The 13034-nt window shown below is 40.4% G+C and carries 14 protein-coding genes; 9 read left to right on the top strand and 5 right to left on the bottom strand.

Going from position 1 to position 13034, the window contains the following annotated elements; all coding sequences use genetic code 11:
* Positions 1-109: 109 nt before the first annotated feature.
* A complete protein-coding gene (locus O3605_RS09290; RefSeq protein WP_049497399.1) occupies positions 110-403 on the bottom strand; it encodes a DUF3270 family protein in 294 nt (97 codons plus the stop codon).
* Positions 404-532: 129 nt separating this feature from the next.
* On the opposite strand from O3605_RS09290, the gene O3605_RS09285 reads away from it, so the two are divergent.
* Both O3605_RS09285 and O3605_RS09280 read left to right on the top strand, forming a co-directional pair.
* A complete protein-coding gene (locus tag O3605_RS09285) occupies positions 533-1462 on the top strand; it encodes a peptidase U32 family protein (protein ID WP_049497401.1) in 930 nt (309 codons plus the stop codon).
* 95 nt (positions 1463-1557) lie between these two features.
* The gene (locus O3605_RS09280; protein ID WP_003002878.1) at positions 1558-2844 is read left to right on the top strand and encodes a peptidase U32 family protein; all 1287 of its coding nucleotides are present in this window, start codon (positions 1558-1560) and stop codon (positions 2842-2844) included.
* Positions 2845-3026: 182 nt separating this feature from the next.
* On the opposite strand, the gene O3605_RS09275 is transcribed toward O3605_RS09280, so the two are convergent.
* On the bottom strand, positions 3027-4397 hold the full coding sequence (locus tag O3605_RS09275) for an MFS transporter (RefSeq protein WP_049497404.1): 1371 nt from the start codon (positions 4395-4397) through the stop codon (positions 3027-3029).
* A 40-nt stretch (positions 4398-4437) separates the two neighbouring features.
* On the bottom strand, positions 4438-4563 hold the full coding sequence (locus O3605_RS09270; protein WP_013903887.1) for a 3-hydroxyacyl-ACP dehydratase: 126 nt from the start codon (positions 4561-4563) through the stop codon (positions 4438-4440).
* Between the two features lie 102 nt (positions 4564-4665).
* Here O3605_RS09270 and O3605_RS09265 point away from each other — a divergent pair, with 102 nt between their 5' ends.
* Positions 4666-4995 (top strand): winged helix-turn-helix transcriptional regulator, encoded by a 330-nt coding sequence (locus O3605_RS09265; RefSeq protein WP_013903886.1) that lies wholly within the window; start codon positions 4666-4668, stop codon positions 4993-4995.
* 263 nt (positions 4996-5258) lie between these two features.
* On the opposite strand, the gene O3605_RS09260 is transcribed toward O3605_RS09265, so the two are convergent.
* The gene (locus O3605_RS09260) at positions 5259-5591 is read right to left on the bottom strand and encodes a hypothetical protein (protein WP_003008097.1); all 333 of its coding nucleotides are present in this window, start codon (positions 5589-5591) and stop codon (positions 5259-5261) included.
* 90 nt (positions 5592-5681) lie between these two features.
* Here O3605_RS09260 and O3605_RS09255 point away from each other — a divergent pair, with 90 nt between their 5' ends.
* The 3 genes from O3605_RS09255 (at position 5682) to O3605_RS09245 (ending at position 7941) form a co-directional block, all read left to right on the top strand.
* Positions 5682-5894: a YdbC family protein gene (locus tag O3605_RS09255; protein WP_003002541.1), complete on the top strand. Its 213-nt coding sequence runs from the start codon at positions 5682-5684 to the stop codon at positions 5892-5894.
* Between the two features lie 160 nt (positions 5895-6054).
* Positions 6055-7197, top strand: coding sequence for a 5-methyltetrahydropteroyltriglutamate--homocysteine S-methyltransferase (locus O3605_RS09250; protein ID WP_021153584.1), 1143 nt, complete (start codon positions 6055-6057; stop codon positions 7195-7197).
* Positions 7198-7209: 12 nt separating this feature from the next.
* Complete coding sequence (locus O3605_RS09245) at positions 7210-7941, top strand: cyclase family protein (RefSeq protein ID WP_003015569.1); 732 nt, start codon at positions 7210-7212, stop codon at positions 7939-7941.
* Positions 7942-8134: 193 nt separating this feature from the next.
* Here the strand turns inward: O3605_RS09245 and gorA are convergent, their stop codons facing one another.
* Complete coding sequence (gene gorA / locus O3605_RS09240; protein WP_155198818.1) at positions 8135-9484, bottom strand: glutathione-disulfide reductase; 1350 nt, start codon at positions 9482-9484, stop codon at positions 8135-8137.
* Between the two features lie 179 nt (positions 9485-9663).
* Between gorA and O3605_RS09235 the strand changes: the two genes are divergently transcribed.
* Genes O3605_RS09235 through O3605_RS09225 form a run of 3 tightly spaced genes read left to right on the top strand, consistent with a single transcriptional unit; the run spans position 9664 to position 12843 of the window.
* A complete protein-coding gene (locus O3605_RS09235; RefSeq protein ID WP_371585993.1) occupies positions 9664-10821 on the top strand; it encodes an efflux RND transporter periplasmic adaptor subunit in 1158 nt (385 codons plus the stop codon).
* Positions 10805-11500, top strand: coding sequence for an ABC transporter ATP-binding protein (locus O3605_RS09230; RefSeq protein WP_003002759.1), 696 nt, complete (start codon positions 10805-10807; stop codon positions 11498-11500). The genes O3605_RS09235 and O3605_RS09230 overlap by 17 nt, the downstream gene beginning before the upstream one ends.
* Positions 11500-12843, top strand: coding sequence for an ABC transporter permease (locus O3605_RS09225; RefSeq protein ID WP_371585992.1), 1344 nt, complete (start codon positions 11500-11502; stop codon positions 12841-12843). The genes O3605_RS09230 and O3605_RS09225 overlap by 1 nt, the downstream gene beginning before the upstream one ends.
* The last annotated feature ends 191 nt before the right edge of the window (positions 12844-13034 follow it).

Genomic DNA, 13034 nt, shown 5'->3' with positions numbered 1-13034 from the left:
CTCTTTTTATGGAAGGTAAGATGGCAATTGGAGTTAGGTTTTGTCTTCAAATTTCAATATTCAAATTAAAAAATTCGACTAAAATAAAAAAATCAGGCGAACCTGATTTTTATTTTTTTCGTTTATTGTAGTAAATTCGGAATCCTTGAATACTAGCAAAGCTAGAACCAATAGCTAAGGCAAACGCAAAGAAGGTATTCATTTTCGTTGCTAAAAAGATAAAACTAAATACAACCGTCAACACACAGAAAATAGCGATATTTAAAAAATATAGCAATTCACTTAATTGAGGTGCGGGTTCAACTTCAGGAGCATAGTCCTCAATAGGGGTTTCTTGGGTTTGTTTGGTTAATTCGATATAATCGAATTCTTCTTCATAGTGTCTTAAATTTCTTACGGGCATTTTCTCTCTCCTAACAGTACTCTATTATTCTATCATGAATTCAGGTATATAAATGTTACAAAAATGTTACAAATTTTACAAAATGAATAAATTTTTCTAGAATATCGGAATTTTTGTTATAATGGTTCTATGAAAAATATTATGATTACAGCAACAGCAGAGAGTGTTGAGCAAGCGCAAGCCCTGATTGATGCAGGGGTTGACCGAATCTATGTCGGTGAAAAAGATTACGGATTACGATTGCCTCAAACTTTAAGCTATGACGAAATAAATCGAATTGCCCAACTGGTCCATGCTGCTGGCAAAGAATTGACAGTAGCTGTAAATGCACTCATGCACCAATCGATGATGGATTCAATCAAGCCTTTCCTAGATTTTCTAAAGGAAATTCAGGCTGATTATATTACTGTCGGAGATGCGGGCGTTTTTTATGTCTTGAAACGAGATGGCTATCCATTCAAAACGATTTACGATGCTTCAACCATGGTCACTTCTAGCCGCCAGATCAATTTCTGGGGAAAACAAGCAGGGGCTTCTGAAGCTGTTTTGGCTCGTGAGATTCCGTCTGCCGAATTATTCGTAATGGCTGAGAATCTTCAGATTCCAGCAGAAGTCTTGGTCTATGGCGCTAGCATTATTCACCATTCGAAACGACCGCTTCTTCAGAACTATTACAACTTTATCAAGACAGAAGAGTCTGTGACCAAAGATCGGGATCTGTTCTTGGCCGAGCCAGGAGATCCAAATTCTCATTACTCTGTCTACGAGGACAAACATGGAACCCATATCTTCTCGAATAATGACTTGAATATGATGACCAAATTGTCTGAGTTAGTTGAACATGGCTTTGATCATTGGAAACTCGATGGTGTCTACTGTCCGGGGGAAAACTTTGTCAAGATTACAGAGTACTTTGTCAAGGCACGTGATTTGATTCAAAAAGGAACATTTACACAGGATCAAGCCTATCTGTTTGATGAAGAAATCCGCAAATTACATCCAGCTAATCGTGGTTTGGATACTGGTTTCTATGATTATGAACCAGATCGTGTAAAATAATAAAAAAACTAGGGCTTCTTCGTTTGTGAGTTTTCCTTTTTCAGGGAACGAAGAGGCTATTCATTATATCGACAATCTTGTAAATTGGAGAAAACATGACAAATACAAAAAAACGTCCAGAGGTTTTGGTACCTGCTGGAACATTAGAAAAATTAAAAGTTGCCGTTAATTATGGGGCAGACGCTGTGTTCGTTGGTGGACAGGCCTATGGTTTGCGTAGCCGTGCCGGAAACTTCACCATGGATGAGCTTCGTGAAGGTATCGAATATGCTCATGCACGTGGCGTAGATGTACACGTGGCTTCGAACATGGTAACCCATGAGGGAAATGAACAAGGGGCTGGTGAGTGGTTCCGTGAATTGCGGGATATGGGACTTGACGCCGTGATCGTCTCAGACCCGGCCTTGATTGAAATCTGTGCAACTTATGCACCTGGACTCAATATTCACTTGTCTACGCAAGCTTCTGCAACCAACGTGGAGACCTTCCATTTCTGGAAAGAATATGGCTTGACCCGTGTCGTCTTGGCCCGTGAGGTATCCATGGAAGAGTTGGCAGAGATCCGTAAGCGTACCGATCTTGAGATCGAAGCCTTCGTTCATGGAGCCATGTGTATTTCTTATTCCGGACGTTGTACCCTTTCTAACCACATGTCTGACCGGGATGCCAACCGTGGTGGTTGTTCTCAATCTTGTCGTTGGAAATACGATCTCTATGATATGCCATTTGGCCAAGAACGCAAGAGTATCAAAGGACAAGTCCCAGAAGAATATTCTATGTCAGCCGTGGACATGTGTATGATCGAAAATATTCCAGACATGATTGACAATGGGGTTGATAGCTTGAAGATCGAAGGTCGGATGAAATCTGTCCATTACGTATCAACAGTTGCCAACTGTTACAAGGCAGCTTGTGATGCCTATATGGAAAGTCCAGAAGCCTTTTATGCCATTAAGGATGATTTGATCAATGAATTGTGGAAAGTCGCTCAACGTGAATTAGCAACTGGATTCTACTACCAAACACCGACTGAAAATGAACAATTGTTTGGGGCACGTCGTAAGATTCCGCAATACAAATTTGTAGGAGAAGTGGTGGACTTTGATCCATCTACCATGACTGCGACGATTCGCCAACGGAATGTCATCAATGAAGGCGACCAAGTGGAATTCTACGGACCAGGCTTCCGTCATTTTGAATGCCAGATCCAAGACTTGCATGATAAGGATGGAGTGAAGATTGATCGCGCACCAAATCCGATGGAACTTCTTACGATCACCGTTCCACAAGAAGTCAAGCCAGGAGATATGATTCGTTCTTGCCAGGAAGGTTTAATCAATCTCTACTCAAAAGATGGGGCAAGTAAAACTGTTCGAGTATAACAAAAAAAGAGAGGGTTAAATCTCTCTTCAGAATATAGAAAAACTCTATTAGGACTAGAAAAACTTCTCCTTTAGAGTTTTTTCTTTATATAATTATGAAAAAAGATTGAAGAAAATTGTCAAAATGGACTTTTTCTTCAATCTGTATAATCAACTTTTAATTGAATGCATTCTGTTTGGTTTTATTCTTTTCCATAAAGGTAACGACTAGCAATTAACCAAGTAGCAATATACATTATCACGTTAACCAAAAATGCGACAACGATAACCATATTCCAATTATGGGATAAATTAGTAGTTAGAATCCCCATAATTGTTGTACCAAAAAGTCCACCAATTTGTTTGTTAGCGTTTAAAGTTGCACCAGCAATTCCAGATAATTCTTGACCAGCAGCTTCCATAAGAATGGTAGTAGTTGCTGGAGTTAACACTCCGATACCAAGGCTCATTAAAGAAAATAAAGGGATTAGGATGTATAGTTGAATTTCATGAAAAAGGACTCCAATTCCAAAAATTCCTGCTGCTCCTACAATGGCAAAAATAATTGAGACAGTAGCGAGGCTTCCCACGGAAAATCGTTTTACAACACGTGCGTAAAATAAATTACCAATAATTAAGACAATCATTCCTGGTAGAATGAGGAGTCCAGAAACCATTGAGGAGAGGTTTAAATAAGTTTGAAAATAAAGTCCTAGCACCAAAACAATACCATATAATGAAATGTTAACTACTAAACCTAACAGATTAGAGACAATAAACTTAGCATTTTTTAATAGTTGGTGGGGAACAATAGGTGCTTTACTTTTTTTATCGTGGACTACTAAACCAACAGTAAATAATATAAACAGGAGAAGAAACAATAAAAGATTTAGGTTACTATAGCCATATTGATTCCCTTCAACAAGGTAAATAACTAGACTTCCGATAGTTGCAACAAGAAATATATTACTGAAAATGTCAATTCTAGTCTTTGGATTGGCAATATTGTTTTTCACAAGAAGTAATATTGAAATTACTGTCAAAATTCCCAATGGAATATTGATTAAGAAAATACCCCTCCATCCGAAGTAGTTAATAATTAGTCCACCAATAAAAGAACCAGTACCGGTTGCAACAGAAATAATTGCTGTCCAAATTCCTAACATACGTGCTCTTTTAGTAGAATCAGGGTATGAAATGAATAAAAGTGCTAATGAACTAGGCATAAACAAAGAAGCACCGAAACCTTGAACGAATCTAAGTATGATTAATGTTTCAATATTTGGTGAAAAAGAGCACCCAAATGAGGCAAGTGTAAAAATTGTCATTCCAAATAATAAAATTCGTTTAGCACCATATTTTGTTGTTAGATTTCCTGAAAGTAGGAGTAAAGAGCCTAAAGCTAGTGTATAGGCGTTAATAATCCAAATGGATTGCTCTAATGAGACGCTCATAGCTGTTTCAATATGGGGAACAGCAAGAACCACTCCGGTTGTATCTAGGACCGCCATAATGTATCCTAGTGAAAGAATAAAAAGTAGATAAGCTGGCGCTTTTGTATTTGTTTTTTTCATCAAGCTTCCTCCGTTATTTCATCAAACCAATTTTCATTTATCAATCAAAAGCAATATATTTAACTTTCTGAAAATATTTTACTTGAGTATATCCAGTGCCAAAGTATCTTCCATCAGCGCAACCGAGAATATCTTTGATACGGTCAAACTTAGTTGTAATATCCATAGTAATTTCCCCTTTCAAATGATATAATTAGCTTATCATGTAATAATTTCTGAAACAAGAAGGGAAAAAAAGTATAGTAACTATCAAAAAAGGAGGAAATGAATGGAGACTTGCAAGAAGCAATCTTTGAAAAAATCAATTTGTCCAGCAAGAAGGGTCTTGAATTTACTAAAAGGTAAATTTACTCTTGAGATCTTATCTGAAATTATTGATGGTAATATACATTATAGTAGTCTTTTGCGTAGTGTAGAAGGTATTAATCCTAGAATATTAGCTCAACGATTACATGATTTTGAGCAAGAAGGTATTTTATCAAGAAAAGTTTTACCGACATCGCCTCCACAGGTTGAATATAAAATGACAAAAAAAGGTATTGCTCTAAGAAGTATCGTTGAAGAAATGAAAAAATGGGAGCATACTTATGGTGATTAGAGATTAGATTGAATTTACATAATTTATTACTAATATTTTTCTTTAAATAGATAATGTAATTATGAAAGATTTGGTGACCTTTTTAATCAAGGCAACGTCAATACTAGTAGTATGTACTGGAACTTTAACTTTTTACTAGGTTCAAAAGTTAAAGTTAAAATTTGATAGAATTTTTTTGATACTCTAATAAATTTAGAAATGAGATTAAAAGTAATAAAAACAAACGCCAAAAATGACGTTTGTTTTCAATATAAAAGAGAGGGTTAAACCTCTCCTTTTTGTTGAGCGATGCGAATATTATTGGGGACCAAACTGATTTTCTGGATCTCAGAAATCCGAATAATCGTGGACATACTCTTTTTAAAATTTTTCACGATCAGTTGTCGGCGTTCTTGGTCATACTTGACAATGTCGCCTGTAAAACTCTTATTTGAAAAAATAACATGTACCCCTTGTTTTTTTCGCAATGCTTGTTGAATGATGTCAATAATTCTCTCATCTTCTAATGGGGCAGGGGTACTGACTTTTCCATTGAAAAATTCATTTGCTCGGTCTTTAACGATCTCGAGAAATTTTTTCATAGCTAAATTCTCCATAACTTGATACAATATATTATAGATAATTTAAACGATTTTGTAAATGATTTACGAATATTAGAGATGAGAAGGCAAGAAAGGAGTCGTGAAATGGCAGAATTTTCATTCCAAATCGAAGAACATTTGCTAGTCTTGTCAGAAAATGACAAGGGTTGGACCAAAGAATTGAACCGTGTGAGTTTTAATGGTGCTCCTGCTAAGTATGATATCCGGACCTGGAGTCCCGACCATACAAAAATGGGGAAAGGCATTACACTCACAAACGAAGAGTTCCAAGTCATGCTCGATGCATTTAAAAATTAAGAAAAGGGGTCCTTCAAGGACTTCTTTTTTGTTATAGTCTAAGGCTATATAGATATCAAAGATATTAGATTATCCCAAACCCTTGTTTATCAGGTGTTGGACTGCTATAATGGTTGCATTGATGAATTAATGTAAAACTTATAGGAAAGAGGGAATCATATTGACACATACACATGCACCTTATCGCGTAGACCATGTTGGTTCATTTCTTCGTCCAGCTACTTTGGTTCAGGCTCGTGAAGATTTCGCAGCTGGAAAAATCAGTCAGGCTGACTTAACAAAAGTAGAAGATCAGGCGATTCGTGACCTCGTTGAAAAAGAAATTGCCGCTGGTCTGAAGTCAGTAACTGATGGAGAATTCCGCCGAGCTTATTGGCATTTGGATTTCTTCTGGGGCTTTGGGGGCATTGATCATGTCCAAGCTGCTCAAGGCTATCAATTCCATGATGAAACAACCAAGGCGGACTCAGCGCTTGTCGTTGGAAAAATCACAGGAGCCAATCATCCATTTGTAGAGCATTACAAGTTCTTGCGGGATCTTGTGGCAGATGTAGATGGTGTAGAGGCTAAATATACCATTCCAGCACCTGCACAATTCTATTTTGAATTGATCCGTGATGCAGAACATGTAGAACAATTGAATACCATCTATCCTGATTTTGCGGCTGTTCGTGAAGACATCAAGCAAGCCTATCTTCAAGTGATTCAAGATTTGTATGATGCAGGTCTTCGGACTCTTCAAGTAGATGATTGTACTTGGGGTGTCTTGGTAGATGATAATTTCTTGACGGCTTGGGGAGCAGCTCAAGGCAAGTCAAAAGATGAGGTTCGCCGGGAACTCGCTGATCTCTTCTTGACCTTTAACAACGATGTCTACCAAAATGTTCCAGCTGGTTTGACCGTCAATACGCACGTTTGTCGTGGGAACTTCCATTCCACTTGGGCTTCATCAGGTGGCTATGCGCCGATTGCCAAAGAACTCCTTGGAGAAGAAGCCGTTAATGCTTACTTCCTAGAGTTTGATACCGATCGGGCTGGTGGTTTTGAACCACTTGCAGAAGTAACCCCTGGTAAAGGAGTGGTGTTAGGCCTCTTGACATCTAAGAGTGGTCAACTGGAGAATAAGGACGAAGTGATTGCTCGTATTAAAGAAGCGAGTCAGTATGTACCGTTGGAAAATCTTTACCTGTCTACTCAGTGTGGCTTTGCTTCGACAGAAGAAGGAAACATTTTGACAGAAGAAGACCAATGGAAAAAAATCGGTTTGATTAAGGAAATTGTCGCTGAAGTTTGGGGCGAATAAGGAGGAAGAAACATGTCAGATTTACTAAGTATTTATAAAGAATTGCAAGCTAAAAAATGGGTGGACTTGAGTCACCAAATCAATGCGGAAAGTCCACACTTCCCAGCCCTTCCTGCTTTGCAACAAGAAGATCTTTTCACATTAAAAGATGGTTTCCATGTTCAAAAATTTACAGTGGTTGGTCAATACGGAACGCATATTGATGCACCGATTCACTTTGTAGAAGGTGGTCGTTGGTTGGATGAGATTGACCTCAAAGATCTCCTCTTGCCACTCTATGTTATCGACAAGTCTAAAGAAGTTGCTGCCAATCCAAACTTTATCTTGAGTAAACAAGATATCTTAGACTTTGAGGCAGAGCATGGACAAATTGCTGAGGGTGCTTTTGTTGCCTTCCGCAGTGATTGGTCAAAACGTTGGCCAGATCAAGATGCTATGCGTAACCTAGATGAAAATGGGGTTCAACAAAGTCCAGGATGGAGCCGTGAAGCCTTGGAATTCTTGATTCATGAACGCCATGTTAAGGCTGTGGGTCATGAAACCTTCGATACAGATGCAGGTATTCCAGCAGCAGAGCATGGCTTGGTCAATGAATACTACCTCTTGGAACAAAATATCTACCAAGTTGAAGTCTTGAACCAATTGGACCAAGTTCCAGCTGTAGGTGCCTTGATTTCGATTGCTTTCCCTCACTGGGACAAGGCAACTGGTTCACCTGTCCGTGCCATTGCCATCTTACCATAAACAAAGAAAAAGAGAGTGGGACAGAAATCGGTAATTCGTTAGAATTCGATTTCGTCGTCCCACCTCCGCACAGTTGAGTAGGGCTGTAAAAGCTGATGAAATCAGCGTAGTAGAGCCCACTCAACCACTGCGTCTTGCTCGACAATCCAAAAATAATTGAGAGGCTAGGACTTGTGTCCCAGCCTCTTATTTTTTATCTCATGGTCACAAATTCTTCGGATCCGGTTGGGTGAATGGCGACGGTTGCGTCGAAATCGGCTTTTGTCGCTCCCATCTTGATAGCAACTGCAAATCCTTGGATCATTTCGTCCACTCCGTAGCCAAGACCATGAAGGCCAACGACCCTTTCTTCGGGACCAGCAGTGATGAGTTTGAATTTTGCTTGCTGGCGGTGTTGGGTAACAGCAGTGTACATGGAAGCAAATTGAGAAGTATAGACTTTGATATTCTCTTTTCCATAAGTTTGCTGGGCTTCTTCCTCCGTTAGGCCAACGGTTCCAATAGCAGGGTGAGAAAAGACAACGGTTGGGATGTTTGTATAATCCATTTTGGCATTGACTTTTCCATTGAATAGTCGTTCAGAAAGAGTGCGTCCAGCTTTAATAGCGACAGGAGTTAATTCTTTTTCTCCTGTAACATCCCCAAGAGCATAGATTCCTGGAATAACTGTATTCTGGTATTCATCCACTGCAATGAATCCTTTTTCATTTAAGGTGACGCCTGCAGCTTCTAGATTGAGATCCTGGACGTTTGGTTTTCGCCCTGTTGCCCAGATAACATGATCTGCCACGTGGCTGGTCATATCCTCAAAATAAATCTTCACACGACCGTCTTCAAATTTTTCAAGCTTCATGGGAACCTTATGTTTGTGAAGCGGAAGGTTTTGTTTTTCCATTTCTTCCATTAAGCCATCGACAATGTAGGAATCAAACTTTCTTAAGGGACGATCACCGCGAACGAAGAGATCGGTCTGAACACCTAGGGCATGGAGCACACCGGCTAGTTCCACTGCAATGTAGCCAGCTCCAATAATGGCAACAGATGTAGGAAGTTCTTCCCAAGCAAAGACATCATCAGACGTTTCGCCAAATTCAGCTCCAGGAACAGAAGGAATAAAAGGATGGGCACCGGTCGCAATTACGATATGCTTGGCCTTAATGGTTTCTCCATTTACCTCAACCGTATGAGCATCCACAAAACGAGCACGTCCTTCAATTCGTTCAACCCCATTGCGTTTGAAACTGCCATCATAGGAATTACGGGAACGGTCAATATAGGCTTCGCGATTTTTTCTTAAGGTTGCAAAATCAAATTTTGTTTGTTCAGAAGTAAATCCATAGTCTGGTCCATAATCGCGAATAGCTTCTGCAATTTGCGCACCATACCACATAATCTTTTTAGGCACACATCCTCTGTTGACACAGGTGCCACCCAATTGTTTTTCTTCAATGACAGCAGCGCTCGCTCCGTACTCTCCAGCCCGGTTCATCGTAGCGATTCCTCCACTACCTCCACCGATTGAAATAATATCAAATTCTTTCATGTTTTCCTCCTAAATGGGATTTCAGTTTGATTGTAATATCAACTGTTACAAAAGTCAAGGGTTTAGCATGTTACCAAGCATTTAAATTTCATTTTGCCGTATCAATTTTAGATAGAAAAGTAAGGAAATATGGTATACTATGGTATAGAATAAAACGCTTTCTTTGATGGAGAAAAACGATGAAGAAATTGAAAAAATGGCAACTATTTACAGCTGCAGGTGCAGCAATTGTGGTGATTGGAACAGGAAGTGTGATGATGTTTTCGCACCCAAGTACTCCTGATCAAGCAATCACGAAAGAAACTCCAATGGTGCAAACGGTCAAGGATGGATCGATCGCTTCTTCGGTCTTGTTAACTGGGAAAGTCACTGCCAACCAGGAACAGTATGTCTATTTTGATGGAACCAAAGGGGATTTGCAGTCGATTTTGGTCAATGTAGGAGATCAAGTGACGGCCGGTCAGCCAATTGTTCAGTATAGCAGTACAGAGGCCCAAACCGCTTATGATGCAGCCGTTCGTTCTGTCAATAAGGCAGATCGTCAGTTAAATGACTTACTGACAAATGGTGTGACCATTGATACGACAGGAGATGAAGAAGCAGATGCCAAATCAGCTTCGCAGACCCAACGAACAGTCGATTCTCAAGCTAGCGATTTACGAGATGCTAAGTCAGATGCGGTCGATAATATGAACAAGGCTAAGGCTCTTCTGGATGCGACAACAGTTAGGAGTAATACAGATGGTACCGTGGTCGAAGTCAATAAAGATGTTTCAAAATCGACTACAGGGACCAACCAAACTCTGGTGCACATTGTGAGCAACGGGAATTTACAAGTCAAAGGGGAGTTGTCTGAATACAATTTGGCCAATATCTCTGAAGGTCAGGAAGTGGTCCTCACTTCCAAGGTTTATCCGGATAAAACCTGGACAGGAAAGATTTCTTATGTAGCCAACTATCCGACCGACGCGGGTCAAGCAGGTGCCAATGCAGCAGGTGGAACACAAGGAAGCGGTGGAGCCAAGTACCCATTTACAGTGGATATTACCAGTGAGATTGGGGAACTCAAACAAGGCTTTTCTGTCAATATTGAAGTCAAAAGTTCTACTCAACATCCCCTTGTTCCCGTGACAAGTGTCATGGCTGATGGGGATACGAGCTATGTATGGACGGTCGAAAATGGCAAGGCTAAGAAAGTAAAAGTGACGCTTGGTAACGCCGATGCTGAAAACCAGGAAATCTTGTCAGGCTTGAAGAAAGATGCTCAAGTTATTGTGAATCCTAATGAGAAACTGGAAGATGGAAAAGAGATCGGAAAATATGACAAAATTGATTGAACTAAAAGGAATCAATAAAACCTATAAAAATGGGGATCAGGAACTTCGTGTCTTAAAAGACATCGATTTAGAAGTCGAAGAGGGAGAATTTGTGGCCATTATGGGTCCATCTGGCTCAGGGAAATCGACCTTGATGAACGTCATTGGCTTGTTGGACCGCCCGACCAGCGGAGAGTATTTCCTAGAAGGACAGGAGGTTGGAAATCTCAGTGAGAAAAAATTAGCACGTGTTCGTAATGAACAGATCGGTTTTGTCTTTCAACAATTCTTTCTTCTCTCTAAGCTCAATGCCTTTCAAAATGTGGAACTGCCTCTCATTTATGCAGGAGTTCATCCTGCTAAACGGAAGGAATTAGCTGAGCAGTACCTTGAAAAGGTAGAGCTCCATTCTCGCATGCACCATTTGCCTTCAGAACTCTCAGGAGGTCAAAAACAGCGGGTTGCGATTGCCCGAGCCCTTGTCAATCAGCCAGCCATCGTCTTAGCAGATGAGCCGACTGGTGCCCTAGATACCAAGACGGGGGAGCAAATAATGGACTTGTTAACCAAGTTAAACCAAGAAGGAAAAACCATTATCATGGTTACACACGAGCCAGAAATTGCAGCCTTTGCGCATCGTCGCATCGTCATTCGTGATGGAGTGATCTCCTCAGATAGCAAGCTGGAAAGGGGGACCTAATGCAAAATTGGAAATTTGCGATCAGCTCAATTATGAGCCATAAATTACGGTCTTTCTTGACCATGGTGGGGATCATTATTGGGGTCGCTTCTGTCGTTGTCATCATGGCTCTGGGAGATGGTATGAAAGCTGGTGTCACCAAGACCTTCACCAAGGACCAAGAGTATGTACAAATCTCTTATTCTCCCAACAAGAGTGGCTATGTGACTGGGATCAATATTGGTCCTTCTGATGATACTGGAGAAGGAGAAGGCGGAGGCGAAAGTGGCCCTGCAGCTGAAGACCGAGGGATGGCTGCTCCATCGGATATCGATGGGGAAAACGCTGAAGATGTTGATGGTCAAGTCCAAGAAGCACCACCAGTTGTGCAAGAATCTTGGGTTAAGGAATTAACCAAGATTCAAGGCATCGATGGTTACTATGTTAGCAATACCTCCAATGCAACCATTGCTTTTCAAAAGAAAAAAGCAGAAGGGGTAAACATCCAAGGGGTAAATGAAACCTATTTTTCTGTCAAAAAGGTTGAGCTCTTATCTGGACGAAAATTAACCCCTTCAGACTATAGTAATTTCTCCCGGGTGGTGCTCCTTGATGAAGGATTGGCCCAACAATTATTTGGAACGGAGAATCCACTGAATCAGGTGGTCTCTGTTGGGGATAACAATTATCGCGTCGTTGGTATTTTCAAGGATCCAAATGCAGGAACAGCTCTTTACGGAGCTTCCTCAGGTGGAAGTGCCTTGATGGCCAATACCCAGCTGGCATCTGAATTCGGAACCGATGAAATTCAAAATATTGTCGTCCATGTACCGGATGTGAAACAGATCAAAACCGTTGGGATCGAAGCTGCTCAAAAGTTAACAGAACTTTCAGGTGTTCGCCAAGGAGAATTCCAAATCTTTAATTTGGATAGCATCCTAGAGGAAACCAATAAAGTAGTAGGAATTATGACGACAGTGATTGGTGCCATTGCTGGGATTTCCCTCTTAGTTGGTGGCATTGGAGTCATGAATATCATGTTGGTTTCTGTTACTGAGCGGACGAGAGAAATTGGTCTTCGCAAGGCTTTGGGAGCAACTCGGGGTAAGATTCTGGTTCAATTTTTGATTGAGTCGATGGTCTTAACCATCATTGGTGGACTGATTGGACTTGGCCTTGCTTATGGTGTGAATAGCTTGATTACTACACTCGCAGCAGCTTCCCTAGAAGGACCACCGATTATTTCCTTAAATGTCGCCATCGGCAGTATTATTTTCTCTGCTTTTGTAGGCATCATCTTTGGAATTTTACCAGCGAATAAGGCTTCTAAGTTAAACCCGATCGAAGCACTGCGTTATGAATAAAAAAATAGGAGCGGGTCAGGATGAATTGCTTAAGATTCTCCACGCTCCTTTTTGATGCTGTTTTGGAATAGCTTGTCGAAACCTTGTCTTATACAGGTCAAACTATTTGGACAGTCAACGACGGTCTTCAGGTGTTTTTGAGTATTCATTCAAGAAGCTGCATTTTTTCTTCCATCTTATTTTTGTTTAAT

The sequence above is a fragment of the Streptococcus sp. 27098_8_99 genome (assembly GCF_041431935.1).
Lineage (GTDB): Bacteria > Bacillota > Bacilli > Lactobacillales > Streptococcaceae > Streptococcus > Streptococcus parasanguinis_D.
The sequence above is the reverse complement of the archived record's forward strand: the minus strand, read 5'-3'. Positions and strand labels throughout refer to the sequence as shown.

What these genes read in the sequence shown, in the direction of transcription:
- O3605_RS09230 (WP_003002759.1), top strand. Translation starts at nt 10,805, where the DNA reads ATGACAAAATTGATTGAACTAAAAGGAATCAATAAAACCTATAAAAAT.
- O3605_RS09275 (WP_049497404.1), bottom strand. Translation starts at nt 4,397, where the DNA reads ATGAAAAAAACAAATACAAAAGCGCCAGCTTATCTACTTTTTATTCTT.
- O3605_RS09265 (WP_013903886.1), top strand. Translation starts at nt 4,666, where the DNA reads ATGGAGACTTGCAAGAAGCAATCTTTGAAAAAATCAATTTGTCCAGCA.
- O3605_RS09235 (WP_371585993.1), top strand. Translation starts at nt 9,664, where the DNA reads ATGAAGAAATTGAAAAAATGGCAACTATTTACAGCTGCAGGTGCAGCA.
- O3605_RS09280 (WP_003002878.1), top strand. Translation starts at nt 1,558, where the DNA reads ATGACAAATACAAAAAAACGTCCAGAGGTTTTGGTACCTGCTGGAACA.
- O3605_RS09225 (WP_371585992.1), top strand. Translation starts at nt 11,500, where the DNA reads ATGCAAAATTGGAAATTTGCGATCAGCTCAATTATGAGCCATAAATTA.
- O3605_RS09270 (WP_013903887.1), bottom strand. Translation starts at nt 4,563, where the DNA reads ATGGATATTACAACTAAGTTTGACCGTATCAAAGATATTCTCGGTTGC.
- O3605_RS09255 (WP_003002541.1), top strand. Translation starts at nt 5,682, where the DNA reads ATGGCAGAATTTTCATTCCAAATCGAAGAACATTTGCTAGTCTTGTCA.
- O3605_RS09290 (WP_049497399.1), bottom strand. Translation starts at nt 403, where the DNA reads ATGCCCGTAAGAAATTTAAGACACTATGAAGAAGAATTCGATTATATC.
- O3605_RS09245 (WP_003015569.1), top strand. Translation starts at nt 7,210, where the DNA reads ATGTCAGATTTACTAAGTATTTATAAAGAATTGCAAGCTAAAAAATGG.
- gorA (WP_155198818.1), bottom strand. Translation starts at nt 9,484, where the DNA reads ATGAAAGAATTTGATATTATTTCAATCGGTGGAGGTAGTGGAGGAATC.
- O3605_RS09260 (WP_003008097.1), bottom strand. Translation starts at nt 5,591, where the DNA reads ATGGAGAATTTAGCTATGAAAAAATTTCTCGAGATCGTTAAAGACCGA.
- O3605_RS09285 (WP_049497401.1), top strand. Translation starts at nt 533, where the DNA reads ATGAAAAATATTATGATTACAGCAACAGCAGAGAGTGTTGAGCAAGCG.